At 39.9% G+C, this 18984-nt stretch carries 21 protein-coding genes; 13 read left to right on the forward strand and 8 right to left on the reverse strand.

All coding sequences use genetic code 11. The features are described 5' to 3' along the window. Positions 1–61: 61 nt before the first annotated feature. On the reverse strand, positions 62–1318 hold the full coding sequence (pbp3, locus tag BSR19_RS00530; protein WP_060973204.1) for a D-alanyl-D-alanine carboxypeptidase PBP3: 1257 nt from the start codon (positions 1316–1318) through the stop codon (positions 62–64). A 144-nt stretch (positions 1319–1462) separates the two neighbouring features. Beyond that, positions 1463–2710 carry a D-alanyl-D-alanine carboxypeptidase PBP3 gene (gene pbp3, locus BSR19_RS00535; protein WP_197092246.1) on the reverse strand — a complete coding sequence of 416 codons (1248 nt, stop codon included), beginning with the start codon at positions 2708–2710 and terminating at the stop codon, positions 1463–1465. A gap of 209 nt (positions 2711–2919) precedes the next feature. On the opposite strand from pbp3 (BSR19_RS00535), the gene pnp reads away from it, so the two are divergent. The 13 genes from pnp to rpsI all read left to right on the forward strand — a co-directional run bounded on the left by pnp (position 2920) and on the right by rpsI (position 14835). Beyond that, a complete protein-coding gene (gene pnp / locus BSR19_RS00540; RefSeq protein ID WP_060973206.1) occupies positions 2920–5157 on the forward strand; it encodes a polyribonucleotide nucleotidyltransferase in 2238 nt (745 codons plus the stop codon). Further along, entirely contained in the window at positions 5154–5924 is a 771-nt protein-coding gene (locus tag BSR19_RS00545; protein WP_060973207.1) for an SseB family protein, read from the forward strand. The genes pnp and BSR19_RS00545 overlap by 4 nt, the downstream gene beginning before the upstream one ends. A gap of 86 nt (positions 5925–6010) precedes the next feature. Further along, a complete protein-coding gene (gene cysE / locus BSR19_RS00550; protein ID WP_014633706.1) occupies positions 6011–6631 on the forward strand; it encodes a serine O-acetyltransferase in 621 nt (206 codons plus the stop codon). A gap of 376 nt (positions 6632–7007) precedes the next feature. Further along, on the forward strand, positions 7008–8351 hold the full coding sequence (cysS, locus tag BSR19_RS00555; RefSeq protein ID WP_060973208.1) for a cysteine--tRNA ligase: 1344 nt from the start codon (positions 7008–7010) through the stop codon (positions 8349–8351). Further along, complete coding sequence (locus BSR19_RS00560; protein WP_002886359.1) at positions 8344–8745, forward strand: Mini-ribonuclease 3; 402 nt, start codon at positions 8344–8346, stop codon at positions 8743–8745. The genes cysS and BSR19_RS00560 overlap by 8 nt, the downstream gene beginning before the upstream one ends. A gap of 289 nt (positions 8746–9034) precedes the next feature. Next, the gene (locus tag BSR19_RS00565; protein ID WP_156246296.1) at positions 9035–10708 is read left to right on the forward strand and encodes a hypothetical protein; all 1674 of its coding nucleotides are present in this window, start codon (positions 9035–9037) and stop codon (positions 10706–10708) included. A 47-nt stretch (positions 10709–10755) separates the two neighbouring features. After that, positions 10756–11499 (forward strand): 23S rRNA (guanosine(2251)-2'-O)-methyltransferase RlmB, encoded by a 744-nt coding sequence (gene rlmB / locus BSR19_RS00570; protein ID WP_156246297.1) that lies wholly within the window; start codon positions 10756–10758, stop codon positions 11497–11499. A gap of 2 nt (positions 11500–11501) precedes the next feature. Next, positions 11502–12017 (forward strand): NYN domain-containing protein, encoded by a 516-nt coding sequence (locus BSR19_RS00575; RefSeq protein WP_002889631.1) that lies wholly within the window; start codon positions 11502–11504, stop codon positions 12015–12017. Positions 12018–12025: 8 nt separating this feature from the next. Continuing rightward, positions 12026–12886 carry a DegV family protein gene (locus BSR19_RS00580; protein ID WP_156246298.1) on the forward strand — a complete coding sequence of 287 codons (861 nt, stop codon included), beginning with the start codon at positions 12026–12028 and terminating at the stop codon, positions 12884–12886. A gap of 125 nt (positions 12887–13011) precedes the next feature. Further along, positions 13012–13509, forward strand: coding sequence for a hypothetical protein (locus BSR19_RS00585; RefSeq protein ID WP_231605970.1), 498 nt, complete (start codon positions 13012–13014; stop codon positions 13507–13509). Between the two features lie 8 nt (positions 13510–13517). Further along, positions 13518–13718, forward strand: a complete 201-nt coding sequence (locus BSR19_RS00590; protein WP_008536245.1) for a helix-turn-helix transcriptional regulator — start codon at positions 13518–13520, stop codon at positions 13716–13718. 250 nt (positions 13719–13968) lie between these two features. Further along, entirely contained in the window at positions 13969–14415 is a 447-nt protein-coding gene (gene rplM / locus BSR19_RS00595; protein WP_002886374.1) for a 50S ribosomal protein L13, read from the forward strand. 27 nt (positions 14416–14442) lie between these two features. Next, positions 14443–14835 (forward strand): 30S ribosomal protein S9, encoded by a 393-nt coding sequence (gene rpsI / locus BSR19_RS00600; RefSeq protein WP_002888293.1) that lies wholly within the window; start codon positions 14443–14445, stop codon positions 14833–14835. 56 nt (positions 14836–14891) lie between these two features. Here rpsI and BSR19_RS00605 read toward each other — a convergent pair whose 3' ends face one another. The 6 genes from BSR19_RS00605 to BSR19_RS00630 form a co-directional block, all read right to left on the reverse strand. Next, entirely contained in the window at positions 14892–15941 is a 1050-nt protein-coding gene (locus tag BSR19_RS00605; protein ID WP_156246299.1) for a tyrosine-type recombinase/integrase, read from the reverse strand. Positions 15942–16032: 91 nt separating this feature from the next. After that, positions 16033–16215: a MerR family transcriptional regulator gene (locus BSR19_RS11545; protein ID WP_156246300.1), complete on the reverse strand. Its 183-nt coding sequence runs from the start codon at positions 16213–16215 to the stop codon at positions 16033–16035. Next, complete coding sequence (locus BSR19_RS00615) at positions 16208–16801, reverse strand: replication protein (protein WP_156246301.1); 594 nt, start codon at positions 16799–16801, stop codon at positions 16208–16210. Before BSR19_RS00615 ends, BSR19_RS11545 begins: the two co-directional genes overlap by 8 nt. Before the next feature lie 164 nt (positions 16802–16965). Further along, positions 16966–17565, reverse strand: coding sequence for a hypothetical protein (locus BSR19_RS00620; RefSeq protein ID WP_156246302.1), 600 nt, complete (start codon positions 17563–17565; stop codon positions 16966–16968). Between the two features lie 3 nt (positions 17566–17568). Continuing rightward, positions 17569–18657 (reverse strand): cell division protein FtsK, encoded by a 1089-nt coding sequence (locus BSR19_RS00625; protein ID WP_156246303.1) that lies wholly within the window; start codon positions 18655–18657, stop codon positions 17569–17571. Beyond that, positions 18657–18971, reverse strand: coding sequence for a hypothetical protein (locus BSR19_RS00630; RefSeq protein ID WP_197092256.1), 315 nt, complete (start codon positions 18969–18971; stop codon positions 18657–18659). The genes BSR19_RS00625 and BSR19_RS00630 overlap by 1 nt, the downstream gene beginning before the upstream one ends. Positions 18972–18984: the final 13 nt, after the last annotated feature.

An 18984-nucleotide genomic window follows, 5' to 3' on the forward strand; every position in this document is an offset into this window, starting at 1 on the left:
AGTCAATCTTTCTGTAAAGATGGGGTAAAAGAAAAAGCCGAGCAAAGCTCGACTGTAATAATTAGAGTTTTTCGTTGACAAAGTTGACAAAGTGATTCCACCAGACCTTGAGGAAGAAGCTTTTCTTAACTTCTTTACCAGCAACCAGTTCCATGCTAGGCATACCTTGGTTAGGCAAGTAACCTTCTCCTACAAGTGATTTATCTTCAAAGGTAGCCGTTCCAACCTTGTCACTTGAGTTGACAGGGGCTTGGACTTGATTGGTAGTGACTTTAATATGTTTACTATTGTTAGCATCTATTTTTTGGATGATATTAAAGTCAGACTTAGCAACAGCAGTGACTTGCTTAGATTTACCATCAATAACATGGGCTTGACTTTTACCGATGGCTTGTCCTTTTTTGGCAATGGTCTTGCTTTCCCAATGATAGACAACGTAGTTAAGTAGGTCATTTGTTGCAGTGAAACGGGCGTAGTCATCAGTATCGGTATTATCAGCATTCAAAATGACTGTGATAATGCTCATGCCACTTTCATTTGAGTGGGCCACGAAGGAAGCACCGGCTAAATCAGTGGTTCCCGTTTTTAGGCCATCCACCCCTTTACGGTAACTAGGTTGTCCCTTAAGCATATAGTTGAAGGTTTTAAGTTTGTTGACACCATCAAAATCAGCTTCAGTTTTTTTAGTGATGTCGAGAATTTCAGGATATTCTTTCACCACGTGTTGTGCAATGATAGCAACATCTTTAGCACTCATGGTATTTTCTTCGTCTGATTTAGAGCCTGGATAGATATTGTCACCTAAGTAAGAATTATTGAGACCAGAGGCATTGACAATCTTGGCATCAGTGATACCCCAATCTTTAAGTTGGGCTTTCATCATGTCGACAAACTTACTTTCGGTTCCTCCGATTTCTTCGGCTAGAGCAATCGATGCACTATTGGCACTGGAAATAAGAGTTGCGTCAAGAAGTTGTTTGACAGTGTATTTGCGGGCATCTAGTGGGATATTGGATACTCCGGCACTGACAGTTAGTTCAAAGGGGTAGTCAGAAATATCAACTTTGCTGTTCCATTTGAGGTCTCCCTGATCTACCGCTTTATAAACCATGTAGGCTGTTAGGAGCTTGGTAATAGAGCCAATCCCTGTAGAAGTGGTTGCATCTTTTTCGTATAAAATTTTGCCAGTAGTAGCTTCGACAGCAATGGCATGTTTGGCTGCGGCATCATATCCTTTTTTCTTATCTGCTGCAAAAGCAGGGGCTACGCTTCCCAGACAGAGTAAGAAGGTCATCATAAGCGTAATCAGTTTTTTCATGGTTTGTTCCTTCATGTGTTTTGGATATTTATTATACCACATTTTGAGAGGAACATAAGGTGTAGAGAAGGGGCATTTACTAACAGGACTAATTTTGAAGGCAAGATAAAACTACCTTTTGATATCTAAAAGGTAGTTTTGTGTTTACTTATTTCCTGTAAAGAAATTAACGATATGGTTCCACCAAACTTTTAAGAAGAAACTTTTCTTGATAGATTGGTTGGCTGTTACCGAAATTTGAGGCGGATCAGAGATGTAACCTGTTCCTACGAGATTCTTATCATCAAAGGTTGCTGTTCCAATAGTGTCACCTTTTTTGATAGGTGCTGTTATGGTTTTTGCTTTGATTTTAACAGCATCATTTTTGCTGTTTATTTTTTGAATGACTGTGAGGTCTGACTCGAGCTTAGCAGAGATGGTTTGACGGTCTCCATCGGCTACCTTAATATCATTTTTCTTGACGATTTGTCCTTTGGTGTTGAGGGTTTTGATTTCCCAGTTTTGAGTCACATAATCTAGCAACTCATTTGTGGCTGTGAATCGAGCAGCTTCATCCTCTCCGCCATTGTCCGCATTCATAACAACTGTAATCAAACTCATGCCATTTTCATTGGAGTGGGCTACAAAGGATGCCCCTGCAAGTTCGGTTGTTCCAGTCTTGAGTCCATCAACGCCTTCACGGTAGTTGTCTTGCCCCTCCAACATGTAGTTGTGTGTCGTTAATTTGTTGTCACCTTCGAAGTCAGTTTCGGTTTGCTTGGTGATTTCAAGTACCTGAGGATAGTCTTTGATGAGGTGGTCCGCAATAATTGCAACATCTAGGGCGCTCATCGTATTCTCGTCATCTGGTTTTGAGCCAGGATAGCGGTTATCCCCAAGATATTTATTATTTAGGCCAGAAGCGTTATATAATTTAGCATCTGTAATGCCCCATTCTTTTAGTTGGGCTGTCATAGTGTCAACGAAGGCACTCTCTGATCCTGAGATTTTTTCAGCCAGAGCAATAGCAGCACTGTTAGCGCTGGAAATGAGGGTGGCATCTAGGAGTTGTTTAACAGTGTATTTTCGGGAATCCAGTGGGGCATTTGAAACTTCTGAATCAACGGTTAAGTTGAAAGGATAGTCTGAAATATCTACTTCAGTGTCCCAGGTAATTTTTCCTTGATCAACTGCTTTATAGACCATGTAGGCTGTTAGGATTTTAGTCATTGAAGCCACACCATCAGGGGTAGTGGCGTCCTTTTCATAGAGGACTTTTCCTGTAGTTGCTTCGATAGCAATCGCATGTTTAGCGGAAACATTGAAGTCATCTGTCTGTTCTTGTGCTAGAGCAGGTGTTACTAGGCCTAGTAAGATTAAGGCAATCATAATGATGTGTTGTAATTTTTTCATAGTCATTCCTTTGTCTCTCATAAGTGTTTATTATATCACAAAACGACTTAAATATCTGAGAGAAAGGGAATCTTAGCTGCTAACTTATGCCGGAGCTCTGCCATTTTTGACTATATTATGGTAAAATGAAAGTTATATCAAATGAATGACATAAAGTTGACCGGTTCGTTTTTATAAGGGCTGGTCATGGATAAAAAGAGGGATCAAACATGGCTAAACAAACTTTTGAGATGACCTTTGCAGGACGCCCGCTTGTCGTTGAAGTTGGGCAGGTAGCCAAGCAGGCTAATGGTGCTGTCGTCGTGCGTTATGGAGATACAACGGTATTATCAACAGCTGTTATGTCTAAAAAGATGGCAACTGCAGATTTCTTTCCTTTACAGGTTAATTATGAGGAAAAAATGTATGCAGCTGGTAAGTTCCCGGGGGGCTTTAACAAGCGTGAGGGTCGTCCCTCAACAGATGCCACGTTGACTGCTCGCCTCATTGACCGTCCTATTCGTCCTATGTTTGCGGAAGGCTTCCGAAATGAAGTTCAAGTCATTAACACCGTCCTCTCTTATGATGAGAATGCTAGTGCTCCGATGGCAGCTATGTTTGGCAGCTCTTTAGCTCTTTCTATTTCTGACATTCCTTTCAATGGTCCGATTGCTGGGGTTCAAGTGGCCTATGCCGCAGAAGATTTCATCATCAACCCAAGTGCAGCAGATAAGGAAATTTCACTTTTAGACTTGACAGTGGCAGGTACCAAGGAAGCTATCAATATGGTAGAGTCGGGTGCTCAGGAATTGTCTGAGGATATTATGTTGCAAGCACTCTTGAAGGGACATGAGGCTATTCAAGAGTTGGTTGATTTCCAAAATTATATCGTTGCAGCTGTTGGTAAGGAAAAGGCTGAGGTTGAACTTCTACAAGTTGATACTGATTTGAAAGTCGAAATCGAAACGGCTTATTATGATCAGTTAGCTAATGCTGTTCAGGTGGAAGAAAAACTGGCGCGTGAAGCAGCAACCCAGGCTGTTAAAGAAGAGGTCCTTACTTCTTATCAAGAACGCTTTGCAGAAGATGAAGATAAGGAAACCATTCTGCGTGATGTAGCAGAAATCCTTGAGCAGATGGAACATGCTGAAGTACGCCGTCTCATTACCGAGGATAAGGTTCGTCCAGATGGTCGTCGTGTGGATGAAATCCGTCCTTTGGACGCAGAGATTGACTTTCTTCCTAAGGTTCATGGTTCAGGTCTCTTTACACGTGGACAAACTCAAGCCTTGTCAGTTTTGACTTTAGCACCTATGAGTGATACACAACTTGTTGATGGTTTGGATCCAGAGTATAAGAAACGCTTCCTTCACCACTATAATTTCCCTCAGTATTCAGTGGGTGAAACAGGGCGTTACGGTGCACCAGGTCGACGTGAAATAGGTCACGGAGCCCTAGGTGAACGTGCCCTTGCTCAGGTTCTTCCAAGTGTTGAAGAGTTCCCTTATGCTATCCGTTTGGTAGCAGAAGTCTTGGAGTCAAATGGTTCTTCCTCACAAGCCTCTATTTGTGCAGGAACCTTGGCTCTTATGGCTGGTGGTGTACCGATTAAGGCGCCTGTTGCAGGGATAGCTATGGGGCTTATCTCAGATGGTACTAACTACACTGTCCTGACTGATATTCAAGGTTTAGAAGACCATTTTGGAGATATGGACTTTAAAGTAGCTGGTACACGTCAAGGAATTACAGCTCTTCAGATGGATATTAAGATTTCAGGTATTACACCTGCCATTCTCGAAGAGGCTTTGGCTCAAGCCAAGGTAGCTCGTTTTGAGATTCTTGACGTTATTGAGTCAGCAATCGCTGAGCCACGTCCAGAATTGGCACCAACAGCGCCTAAGATTGACAGTATTCAGATTCCTGTTGACAAGATTAAGGTTGTCATCGGTAAAGGTGGCGAAACGATTGACAAGATTATCGCTGAGACTGGTGTCACTATCGATATCGATGAAGAAGGTCTTGTTCAGATTTTCTCTAGTGATCAGGATGCCATTAACCGTGCTAAAGCTATCATCTTTGATCTTGTACGTGAAGCTAAGGTTGGAGAGGTTTACACTGTACCAGTTGTGCGTATTGAAAAGTTCGGTGCCTTTGTTCACCTCTTTAATAAGACAGATGCTCTTGTCCACATCTCAGAACTAGCTTGGGAACGCACTGAGCGTGTCGAGGATGTGGTTAAAGTTGGGGATACAGTAACTGTTAAAATTATCAAAATCGATGAAAAAGGACGTATCGATGCCTCAATCAAGACCTTGCTCCCTAAGCCTGAAAAGATTGAGGACGGGGAAAATAAAGGAGAGCATCGTCACCGCCGTCGTTCTCATCACAAGCCACGCCACCATAATGAAAATGGTGAAGCACCGAAAAATCCTGATAAATCAGAAACGAAAGAACAGATAGAAGAATGACAGAAAATCAAGAATTGCAAGCTTTTGATGAAACTCTAAAAGAATTTTTAAAGGAACCAGACCACTTTTTGACCAGTCTGGCTTTGGTTAATCACCTACAACGTACTCCCGTCTTGGCTGCCCAAGACCTCTACGCAGTTGAAGTGGAAGGCAAGAAGGTTGTTCCTGTCTTCACTAGTGAACAGGACTTACAATCTTTCAAAGCTACTCAAGAGAGTGCTCGAGAACAGACTTGGATAGAACGTTCAAGCTTAGATATCCTAACACAACTGGTTCAGGCAGAGCTTTTTGGTCTTGCTTTCAATTTAAAAGAGGATGGTGATTTCTCAAATACCACTCTTTTTGCAAGCAGTGAACTTATCCAGTTTATCAACTATTTCACTCAGACGCTCAATAACCTTTTGGGTGAGGAAAATCAAAAGGCAGATTCTAAAGATAAGATTTATCTTGTCCCAGCCTTTGTTCACAAGCGCGAGGAAGATGGTCAGGATGACCGTTTCTTTGCGACCATGTCGAATGCAGAGGGACAGAGTTATGTGCCAGTGTTTACGAACTTAACGAGCTTTGCAAAATGGTACGGTAACGAAACTTTTGGCCTACCTTTCCGTAAGGCTAAAGGGACGATTTTACAATGGCCACTGTCAGAAATTTACCAGCCTTCAACAGGTGAAAATGAGTTGGATAAGGTTCAAGGTATTGTCATCAATCCGTTTGATGAGCAACCTGAGTTAGTCGATTGGTCTTATTTTGAGGGGGATAGCGAGTAGACCTAGTGTTTACAGCTTTCCACTTTAAAGAAATAATAGGGCCACAACAAACAATAATAGCAATAATGATGTAAGGAGTGACCTAAATGGGTTGGTGGAAAGAAAGTATTGATATAGTAAAGAAAAATGACCCAGCAGCTCGGACGAGTCTGGAGGTTCTTTTAACCTACCCTGGATTAAAAGCCTTGGCTGCTCATCGTATCTCACATTTTCTCTGGCGCCACCATTGTCGACTTTTAGCGCGTATGCATAGTCAGTTTTGGCGCTTCTGGACTCAAATCGAGATTCACCCAGGGGCTCAGATTGCTGAAGGTGTTTTCATTGACCATGGCTCAGGCCTTGTCATTGGTGAGACAGCTGTTGTGGAGAAGGGTGCTATGCTTTACCACGGTGTCACTTTAGGTGGTACTGGTAAAGATGTCGGAAAACGTCACCCAACCGTTCGTGAGGGTGCCTTGGTTTCAGCCCATGCTCAGGTCATAGGCCCTATTGAGATTGGAAAGAATTCTAAGGTCGGTGCGGCAGCTGTGGTTGTTGCGGATGTCCCAGAAGATGTTACAGTCGTTGGTGTTCCTGCTAAGGTTGTGCGTGTTCATGGTCAAAAGGATGAAGAAGTTATCCACGATATTGAAGAAGGACGTGAATACTATAGCGAAAAGCTAGAAGACCTTCTAAAAGCAGCTAGCTTTCACTCATCACGGCTATAAGGAAAGGAAACGATGAAACTCTTTAGTTCAAAGGTGACTCGATTGACGGTCGTGGGCCCTCTTGCCCTTGTTTACATTGCTTTACATAGAGCAGACTATAGCATGGCAGCCTTGTGGTTTTGCATTGCTCTTTTATGGGCTGGTCTTGTTTTTAAGCAACGTCACAAGTAATACTTGAGTTATGAAAAATTTATTCAAAAACAATCCTTTTTTGGTCTTCTATATAGTTGGGAGTTTCCTTTCAGCTATGTCTCTCTTGGCTCAAGGTCAGCTGGTTGCGGCTATATGGATTATCATTCTTGTGATACTCTTGTGTTTATACCTAAACCATATCAAGAATAAAAAATAGTTTCCAGTTAATTGAAAGGAATCTCTAGTGATTAAAATTTATGATACGATGACGCGTTCGCTCCGTGATTTTGTACCTTTGACAGAAAATGTTGTCAATATGTATGTCTGCGGACCAACAGTTTACAATTATATTCATATCGGAAATGCCCGTTCAGCAGTAGCTTTTGATACTATTCGTCGTTATTTTGAGTATTGTGGCTACACAGTCAACTATATTTCTAACTTTACGGATGTAGATGATAAGATCATCAAGGCAGCCAATGAAGCTGGCATTTCAACTAAAGAATTGTCGGACAAGTTTATCGCGGCTTTTATGGAAGATATTGCACAGCTTGGCATTAAACCAGCGACACAAAATCCTCGTGTTATTAACTACATGGATGAAATCATTGCATTTGTGTCAACCTTGGTTGACAAAGGATTCGCCTATGTCTCTGAAGGTGATGTTTACTTCCGAGTAGCTAAGTCAAACAACTATGCTAAATTGGCTAACAAGACTTTGGAAGATCTTGAAATTGGTGCAAGCGGACGTACGGATGCTGAAACAGAACGTAAGGAGAATCCTCTGGATTTTGCCCTTTGGAAAGCTGCCAAAGAGGGAGAAGTTTCTTGGGACAGCCCGTGGGGACCAGGTCGTCCTGGTTGGCACATCGAATGTTCAGTTATGGCGACTGAAATCCTTGGAGATACCATCGACATCCATGGTGGAGGGGCAGACCTTGAGTTTCCACACCATACCAATGAAATTGCCCAATCAGAAGCCAAAACTGGCAAGACCTTCGCCAACTACTGGATGCACAACGGTTTTGTCAATGTGGACAATGAGAAAATGTCAAAATCCTTAGGTAACTTTGTAACGGTTCATGATATGCTTAAGACAGTCGATGGTCAAGTGCTTCGCTTCTTCCTAGCAACACAACAGTACCGTAAGCCAATTAACTTTACTGAAAAAGCTATTCATGATGCTGAAGTCAATCTTAAGTATTTGAAAAACACCCACAGCCTTCCATTGACAGATCAGGTGAATCAAGATGAGTTGCAAACTTATCTTGATGCCTTCCAAGAAGCTATGGATGATGACTTTAATACAGCGAATGGTGTGACTGTTCTGTTTGACATGGCCAAATGGATTAATTCAGGCAATTATGACCAAACCGTTAAGGATGCTTTTGAAAAAATGCTCCAAGTCTTCGGTATTGTTTTCGAAGAAGAAGTCCTTGATGAAGATATCGAAAAACTCATTGAAGAGCGTCAAGCAGCGCGTGCCAACAAGGACTTTGCGACAGCAGACCGCATTCGCGATGAGTTGGCTGCTCAAGGTATCAAACTTCTTGATACCAAGGAGGGCGTGAGGTGGACACGTGACTAAACATCTTGATGTCAACCTTATTAATGGTATTGCTCTCGCTTTTGAGGGAGATGCTGTTTATTCCTTGTACATTCGCCGTCACCTGATTTTTCAAGGTCAGACCAAGCCAAATCAATTGCACCGTCTAGCTACACGCTATGTGTCGGCAAAGGCGCAGGCTAGTCTCATTGAAAAAATGCTAGAGCAAGAGCTTTTGACTGAAAAAGAGCTAGATATCTATAAACGAGGTCGTAATGCGAATAGTCATACCAAGGCTAAAAATACAGATGTCATTACCTACAAAATGTCAACAGGCTTCGAAGCAGTCATGGGCTATCTTCATATGACTGAGGATATTGCTCGCTTAGAGGAACTAATTGCTTGGTGTATTGACGAAGTTGAAAAAGAAATCTAAAAATTCTGCCGAGAGCAGGATTTTTTGTTATTTAAAGGCTATAAAAATTGTGATAATTAGTTGAAACATCAAAATTTAGATTATTTGAGAATCAAAGTAATTCAGCGATTTGACAATAAAAAATAAGATGAAACTAATATTTAGCACCTTGAAAATGAGAAAGTTAAGGGGTGTCTGACACGTGTAAAACCCCGATGTTATAGCGTTTTTTAATAAAACTAATTTGACAGAAAGTAAAAAAAAAGTCTATAATATTAATAAATGAGACCATCTAAAAATGAGGAGGTGAATGGAAATAGCTAAGAAAAAAGTTTTCTATACAACTTTTGCTGCTTTGATTTTATCTAGCTTTACGCTTCAAACAGGTAAAGCAGATGAAGTTCAGGTAAAATCTGATGAAGCTAAAATAGATTATGTTAATAGTGAGGCACCGACTCCAGTTGCTCCTCAAGCTGATCTTTCATCGGTAGGAGCTAAGGCAGAGCCAGCGAGTCAAGTAAGTTCAGTAGTGACCTCAACGTCACTGATGGTTGTCTCTTCAAGTGAGACAGATGAGGGGCTTCTTGAGGTACATTCTCAAGTTGATATCGTGGAGACTAGCGTTTCTACGACGACACCTCATTCAGAAGAGGCTCGTGCCCAAGCTTTTGGTGAGGATCGATCAGTAGCGGCGTCTGAACGAGGAGATGCAAACCCAACATCTGATTCTGAACAAGCTAAACCAAATATTGTGCTTACTTATGATAAGTCTCGTGAGGCTACAGCGACTGCAGAGTCACAAGCTGTGACTTCAATGTACAAGAGTGAAAGTACACTATATACATCAGAACTTGCTGGAAATACACATGATGTTATTGAAAAATCAGAGTATTCTTCATTGGATTCTCATAAGACATCTGTAAGTGCAACTCCTACTAGCCAAGCTATTGCAACTTCTGAAGTCGCTTCTGAGTCTGCAAGCACTGCTAGCTCTCTTGCATCTACGGCTCCAGAAACGAGTCAGTTAAATAATAATTCAGAAGATAGCTTAACTGTCCTCACGATTGGTTGGAAAGATTCATCATCAACTTCTGAGGTCTTTGAAACTTCTGAAGTGGTTTCTATGTTGCAAAGTGAGAGTTTGACCTATTCGTCAGAGGTAACCTTTACGGATGGACTTATCTCAGAAATCTTAGCGACTCCAATCACTTCTGAAGTATACACCGTTGTTCCAAAACGAGATAGTACTGGAGCGCTTCTTGAAGATCAATCTGCTGTTACAGGGAATACAGACATTCTTTATTTAGCACGTGGTGAAATCTTTAACGTCAATTTTGATGTTAACAAGATGGAAGGTAAGAAGATTAAGGGCCTTAATCTAGTCCTTGATGGCAAACAAATTCATCATAGCTACTTTGTTGAAGGAACTCTGGATGAGGTCAATGCTGGTTTGAGTGCCTACCATTTGGCAGAACAAACGACTGGTATTCATAAAATGACCTTTGAGTTGATTGATACGAATAACAATATTCATTACCTGACACAGACTTTTAGCGTCTTCAATGAAGGCGAGCGTCCAGTGACACCTGATAGTTACCGTAGGAATCAGTATTCATCAACGACAACAATGACTGTACCGGTTACTTATAATACCAGTGCAAATAACTATACTGAGACCGCCAATCATATACAAGCTACGGCTGTTAATGAGTTGGCTGAGACAACTAGAGCGTTAACACAGCAATTAGCAGAACAAATTGCTGAGGTTTTGAGTGGTTGGTCTTCAGCGATTTCTGGAAATAATTCAACAAGCACAGGTTCAATTGATATCTTCCAAGCGGCAGGTAAAACCATTACTCAAGCTGCGAGAAAGATTGCAGAATCAATCTCAGATCCAGATACAATTGGTAAGCAAGCTTTGGCTGCTGCAACTGTTGTTCTCGTTCTTCTAGTGCTTTACTTAGCAGCAATTACATTTATTTAACATGCTTTGCCCTCGTAAGAGGGCTTTTTTTATGATAGAATTAGCTTATGAAAACAACTAAAGAATCAAGTCTAGACATTGTTTACGGTGTGCACGCCGTAACAGAGAGTCTAGAAGCAAATACTGGTAATAAACTCTATATTCAAGATGATCTTCGAGGGAAAAATGTTGATGCCATTAAGGCCTTGGCAGCTGAAAAGAAGGTTTCCATCTCTTGGACACCTAAGAAAACCTTGTCTGATATGACAGGTGGGGCTGTGCATCAAGGTTTTGTTCTTCGTGTGTCAGAGTTCGCTTATTCTGAGCTCTCAGTTATTATGGATAAGGCTGAACAAGAGGAGAATCCTCTAGTCCTCATTTTAGATGGACTTAACGACCCTCATAACTTTGGTTCTATCCTACGTACAGCTGATGCTACTCAGGTGACAGGAGTTATTATTCCTAAGCATCGTGCTGTGGGGGTAACACCTGTCGTTGCCAAGACATCAACAGGGGCCGTGGAGCATATTCCCGTTGCCCGAGTGACTAATCTTAGCCAAACTCTTGATAAGCTTAAAGAAGCAGGCTTCTGGGTGTTTGGAACGGATATGGATGGGACCCCATCTCATAAATGGAATACAGCTGGAAAGGTTGCTCTTATCATTGGTAATGAAGGTAAGGGAATCTCTGCTAACATCAAGAAACAAGTGGATGAGATGATTACTATACCCATGAGTGGTCATGTGCAGAGCCTTAATGCCAGTGTGGCTGCAGCAGTTCTCATGTATGAAGTTTATCGAAACCGATTGTAACTATGAAAAAAAGAATACTTCTAGTTGATGGTTATAATATGATTGCCTTTTGGCAAGAAACCCGTCAACTCTTTAAGACCAATCAGCTTGATGAAGCTCGTGAAACATTGCTTCGTAAGCTCAATCATTATGCTAACTTTGAACATATTGATATTATCTGTGTGTTTGATGCCCAGTTTGTTCCAGGGAGCCGTCAGCGTTATGATCAGTATCGTATCAGTGTTATTTTTACTGAGGAAGATGAGACAGCAGATAGCTATATTGAGCGCGCAGCGGCTGAGATGAATACTGTTCAAAATTTAGTTGAAGTAGCAACTAGTGACTTAAATGAACAGTGGGCTATCTTTTCACAAGGAGCTTTACGTGTTTCGGCGCGTGAGTTGGAAGAGCGTGTCAATACTGTTAAGTCTGACTTAGACAAGATGTCGGCACATATTGACTTAAAGACACCAAAACTACGTCCATGGGACGATGCACAATTAGGGAAATTACAGGACCTTTTAAATGAAATAGAATAGAGGGACATATGACATTTAATATTTTGACAGATTCCACAGCAGATCTAGATGAAAAATGGGCTCAGGAGAATAAGGTAGAGCTCGTTGGTTTGACCATTACGCTTGATGATATTGCCTATGAGACCGTTGGTCCTAACCGTTTAACGAGTGACCGTCTCTTAGAACGTATGCAAGAAGGTAGTCAGCCCACCACAAGCCAGGTGAATGTTGGTCAATTTGAAGAATTTTTTCGTCGTCATGCTAAAAATGGTGATGCTCTTCTCTATATTGCCTTCTCATCAGTGCTTTCAGGTACTTATCAAAGTGCTGTTATGGCGCGTGACATGATTTTGGATGAATACCCAGAAGCTATCATTGAGATTGTAGATACCCTGGCGGCAGCAGGTGGGGAAGGTTATCTCTCTATCTTGGCGGCAGAAGCTCGTGACCAAGGTAAGAGCTTATCTGAAACGAAAGCTATGATTGAGGACATTCTGCCACGTTTACGGACCTATTTCTTAGTTGATGATCTCTACCATCTCATGCGTGGGGGACGTCTCTCAAAGAGCTCAGCTATTATTGGTAGTTTGATTAATATTAAACCTCTCCTTTGGTTAGATGCTTCAGGCAAGTTGGTTCCTCTGGCCAAGATCCGTGGACGTAAAAAAGCTATTAAAGAAATGGTCCTACAAGCTACCCAGGATATCGGACATAGCACAGCAATTGTTGCTTATGCCAATGATATTGAAGCGGCGGAGAATCTAAAAGAACAATTGTTAGCAGTTGACGGCATTGAGCAAATTCTCATTATGCCACTTGGGCCAGTTATTTCTACCCACGTCGGACCAGATACCTTGGCCGTCTTCACGATTGGTAAAGAAGCTAGATAGAAAAAAGTGTCAGATAGGATTTCCTATCTGATTTTTGTTTTCTGAAATGATAGATTAATAGAATATAAAAAGATAATATATACAAAATGAATGATATATTTGACATAACGTAAAATAATGCTATAATGAATCTAGAAAATGGAGGAAACAAAATGAAGAAGTCAAAGAAAAAAGTAGCTAGCACGATGGATGAACGTGCTCAGTTGATCAGCGGAGAATCTTCTGCTAGAGGTTATTGGATAGCCATGCTTGGTATGTTTGTAACGATTATGGTTGCTAGTAAGACACACTCCGTCGAATTAGTGCAGTCACTATTAATCATCACTTTCTTTGGTTCTATGTGCCTAGTATTAGTTCACAGCGTATCACGTAATGGGCATCCATGGTTGCTAGACAAAAAACTTGAGAAGAAGATGCTTATAATTTCCTGGGTAATGTGTTTTTTGGGAATTTTTATATTGCTAATGGGCCTCTTAAGTCTATTTCAGTCGTTTAAGATAGGGAAGAATCTTATGAGTAGTGTAGCATTTTTGACATTGGGTTTGACCCTTATTTGTGACTGCTGGGTTATTATTAAAAGAATTAAGAAAAACCGTTTGGAAGAACTAGAAGATGAAGAATAGGATTTTGAATGAAAAATTTAAAATTAAAGTCAGCTCGTGTAGCAAAGGATCTCACTCAACAGGGGTTGGCAGATGCTATAGGAGTCTCTCGTCAGACTATCTCAGCTATTGAAAAGGGAGACTACAACCCGACTATAAACCTGTGTATTGCTATCTGCAAAACTCTGGACAAAACTTTAGACCAGCTTTTTTGGGAATCTGAGGATTAATTTGTACCCCCTTAGAGGTTAATTAGTTATGATTTCTAGTCTTATACCTTATAAAATTAGAGACTAAAAAAATACAAAAAATAAAAGAAAAACACCTCCAAATGACTTGCCTTGGACGTGTTTTTTTGATATTATGTTAAACGGTATTGTTTACCCCATTTGAAAGGCCCCGGAACCTTCCAAATACTTTTCGATGGGAAGGAACACCCATCACTCGTAAACAAAAATCGAACTATATATAGGAGAAATCATGAACAAAACAACATTTATGGCTAAACCAGGCCAAGTTGAACGTAAATGGTATGTCGTTGACGCAACTGATGTGCCACTTGGACGTCTTTCTGCAGTAGTTGCTAGCGTACTTCGCGGAAAAAACAAACCAACTTTCACACCACACACTGATACAGGTGACTTCGTAATCGTTATCAATGCTGAAAAAGTTAAATTGACTGGTAAAAAAGCAACTGATAAGATCTACTACACTCACTCAATGTACCCAGGTGGATTGAAACAAATCTCAGCAGGTGAACTTCGTTCTAAAAATGCTGTTCGTTTGATTGAAAAATCAGTTAAAGGTATGCTTCCACACAACACTCTTGGACGCGCACAAGGTATGAAATTGAAAGTCTTCGTTGGCGGTGAGCACACTCACGCTGCACAACAACCAGAAGTACTTGATATCTCAGGACTTATCTAATTCTAAGAGGAAAGGAGCACTAATATAATGGCACAAGCACAATATGCAGGTACAGGACGCCGTAAAAACGCCGTTGCACGCGTACGTTTGGTTCCAGGTACTGGTAAAATCACAGTTAACAAAAAAGATGTAGAAGAATACATCCCACACGCAGACCTTCGTCTCGTTATCAACCAACCTTTCGCAGTTACTTCAACTGAAGGTTCATACGACGTACACGTTAACGTTGTAGGTGGTGGATACGCTGGTCAATCAGGTGCGATCCGTCACGGTATCGCTCGTGCACTTCTTCAAGTAGACCCAGACTTCCGCGATTCATTGAAACGCGCTGGACTTCTTACTCGTGATGCACGTATGGTTGAACGTAAGAAACCAGGTCTTAAGAAAGCTCGTAAAGCTTCACAATTCTCAAAACGTTAATCAAAACCTTATTATACCAACGTTTACAGACACTTTTTGGTGTCAGTTGGTGTTAATTATAGTGATAAGTCGTTTAAGAGACTTAAAGCATCGGCATCTTGCTGGTGCTTTTTTTCTGGCATTAATTCAAGATAATATTGCTGAGTTGTCAAAATTGAATTGTGTCCCAAACGTCTTGAAATATAATCCAGACTAATATCTTTTGAAAATAGAAAAGAAGCATGGGTATCACGTAAACCGTGAAATGTTGTTTTAGTTAGGTCAAGTTGTTTCAGTAAGCGTTGAAGTTGACCAGCTTGTCTAAATCCGTTCCAATCAAAAACATAATCTGTTTTAGTGTTAGCTAGATTTACTAGGATTTGATAGATATCTTTATTGATAGAAATATCACGCTTAGAATGTTTGGTTTTTAGTTGTGTATCATCGTTAGTTGGGCTAATTGAACGCCTAACTTTAATACCGTACTCAAAAATATCTTCTTTTTTGAGACCAAGTAATTCGCCACGTCTGGCACCAGTTTCAAGGGCTAGAGCTACTAATACATTAAATTCATCATCTTCTGCATGATTTAAGCAATACCGCCTTAATAGTTTAAATTCTGTTACTGATAGTGGGATATTGCGTTTAGGAAGTTCTTTCCCTTTTGATTTTAAGAGATGACCAAAGTCATTTGTAATTAAACCACGAGCATAAGCATATTTTAATGAACCACGTATCTTCAAAACTAGCTCTTTTACAGTTTTCTTTGAGTGAGACTCAGCATATTTATCAATCTTTTTTTGCATGATAATATCATCAAGATGTTTGAGCTGAATTCCATCAAAAAGACTGTCGACAACTACAAGAGTACGCTTATAGTTGATGAAGGTTGCTTCACGGACATCATTTTTCTTCACAGTTTCTACCCAGTTACGGTAAAAATCTGTAAATAGTGTAGAACGTTCAGCAATATTTTTACCACGTCCTTTTTCAAGCTCCATTTCTAAAGTCCAAAGTTCAGCGTCTTTTTTGATACTGAAAGTTTTAGTTTCTCGCTTGTATTTTCCTTTTTTGTAAAGTGAAACAGTTGCACGGTAAGAGTTGCCACGTTTAGTAATAGTTGCCATTTTATCATCCTTTCTTTTATAAAAAATGATTGATAAAATAGACTAGTCCTTCATAGGATAAACGAAAAGTTCTATTTTATCAATCGTTAATTCAGTTTACACAGTGATTTTCAATAAAATTAAGGAGCTTAGATTTTAAATATCGTTCTTGTTTTCCAAGCATAAAACATTGAAAATCGGGGTGTTTACGAATATATTTATCAAATGATTTTGGGTCGATACCTAGAAGATCAGAAGCTTGTTGCCTTGTTAGTAATAATGGGTAATTACTCATCGTTTTCGTCCCCTTTTTCTATCCGTTTTGGATTGTGTCTACGTGAATCCAGATAACGAGCGAAAAAGTAAGTACGTTCAATAATTAATCCTAGTAAAGTAGTGTTGTTATCTCGCGCATACCAGACTAGTTCTTCAAATTCGGTAAAATCGTTTTGCTCAATCGTATCAATAACTTCTGTCACGAAGTCATCAGAGTTTTGTTGTAACAAAAATTGGTCAAGGTTAAATCCACAACCGCTTTCGATATTTTTAATGTCATAGGGAGTTTTATCAGGATTCTCGGCATGGGTAAAGTAGTCATACATTCCCTTTGGAGATATTACAGGTTCGACATGGGCAGGACCGTTTAACTTATCTTTGATAAGTTCTGATACTTGAGAGTAACTTTTAAGAGAATCAAAATAGAATGCACCATGTTTGTGGGCTTTTTTAAATTCTCCTGTTTCTTTATTTATATCTTTATCATGCCATGGAGAAAGTACAAAGGGAACGTGAATCTCTTCCAGAACCTCTAAATAGTTATCTGGAGCACTTTCTTTATAGAATAGGAAAGCCCACTTATTGGAACGTTGTTCTTTTGCCATATAGAAGTACCTCTTTTGAATATATTTGGATTAATTTAAAAGGTGTGATTAATGATTATTGATTTTATGGGGGGTCGTAGTAACCCCCATAAAATCCCTAGGGAATTAGGTGATATAGAACGGTGCTGTTTGGCTATCACTGCGTGAGCCACAGCACCGTTTTTCTATTTTCGCTTAGTGCCGATAAAGCATAACCATTTACCCTTACGTTGTGGCTGTGAAAAGTAATAGTCAGGATTACAGCTACTAATTTCTTCACTAATAAGAGTTTCCATTTCCTTAAGAAGTTTTGCAGCTTGTTGGGTTTTGGGAATCTTAATTAGTACTACAGCTTTATCTATTTGAATATCTACAACAGCTTCATGAACTGTTTGATTAAACTGTTTATTGATAGGGTTATAGCGTGTTACTTTTTCTTCTTTTACTGTAATCATTGTTTCTGAGAGTTCACTTTGTTTTAAAAACCTACGAATGCTTAGGGTCTGCTTGATAGATTTCCAAATGTTTGTTAGGTTGTCATTTTCTCGCCGAAATTGAAATTCATGTGCAAATAATACAGTTAGGGAAGCTGTAGCTATAAGGAGTGTTACTGAGCAAAAAGTATTGAGTATACTTACAAGTCGATATAAGAAAGATAGATAAGCAATGTTTTGTAAGGAATACATACCAAAACTTAGTACGAACGAACAGACACCACAAAATAACACTGTAGCAAAAAGAATAAGACAGGTATTAAAAATGTTTTGAAAGTATGTTTTTTTCATAGCTTATAAGATTCCTTTCGTTGTATAATAAGTTGGGCAGAGTAAAGGCAGGACTTGATAAGGGTGTTCATTATCAATAATCTGGACAATCCCAGTCCCTTTACCAACAGGAATGACAATGCCTTCTGGGTCAAGGTCTGGAAACAAAAATTGCGTAGTTTTCTTATTGATGTTACCGACTTGAATGAGTACATTGAGTTGTTCTCGAACAGAAACGGGAATCGTATTGTGGTCGAAGCGTTGACTGACTAGAAGCAAATGAACTTTTGTAGCACGCCCTAGAAGTGCAATTTGTGACAGTAAGGAAAAGAATGAGTCCTTGATGTTTTTATTAACGGCCTCGGATAGAGCAAGGACTTCATCTATGACGATAGTCAAATGTTTAAACTCATGACGTGGATTTTCAAAAAGTATCCCTTGTCGCTTATGAATAATAGACAAACACTGACTCAAGCTTTCGTTTATTTCTGATACAAAATCTGACTTAGAACGATTTTCTTTAGGATGAATAACTGCTATTTGTTGTTGTTTTGCCCAACGAGATGGGGTATCAAATTTGGGGTCAACGATAATCAGGTCAGAAATATTTTTCAGAACACTAAGTAAGTAAGTTAGAGTATAGCTTTTTCCGCTTCCTGAATTTCCTGCTATTGCGATAGAAGTGACTTTCTCATAGTTAATCACCAGATTTTTCATAATAGGTATATTGTTACCTTTTAAAGATAATGCGAACTGGTCAAGGTCTGAAATCACTAGACGTTGAGAGATTCCCTTTTTCCAAGGGAAGAATAACCCACGTTGTACGTGTATGTCATCAGTTTTTAATGCGATGAAGTAAGCTGAATTTTGTTTCAACAATGTGAACCGTGGATAAAGCGAAGCGTTAGCGATCAAGAAAATTTTTTGATACAAGTCATCATCAATGATAAATCCGGAAGGAAGACGAGGAATAAAGATAAATCCATCTTCACGAACGATTATGTCAAAAGAGTTAGTATAAGACGTTTCACCCTGTAGCAAAGAGCCCAAAGCCATATTTAGGCTCTGTAACAGGTATTGTTCCAACTCTCTTTTTGTAAGAGATTGAACCATTATTGCACCTCTTTCAATGCATCGGCTTTGAAGTAAACATTATAGTTGACTTCACATGCTTGTAAGTTATCAAAACTAACGAGAGAAAGGTAGTCAGGAAGTGTAGGCATTTCAAGAAATTTCACTTGAAATGGTGGGAGTCCTTTTTGACCAAACCATGTTTTGTAAGCGATAACTTCACCAGTTGGTTTACCATCTTCAAATTTTTGTTGCGGTTCAAGCTCGTCACTAAGCAGGTAGATAGGAGCTTGAAAGTTAACGTATTGTTCTGCTGTTTGTTTTGAGTAACCACCTTTGCGGTACTGTGGTTTCATTTTCATAGTTTAA

The sequence above is a fragment of the Streptococcus salivarius genome (genome assembly GCF_009738225.1).
Taxonomy (GTDB): Bacteria; Bacillota; Bacilli; order Lactobacillales; family Streptococcaceae; genus Streptococcus.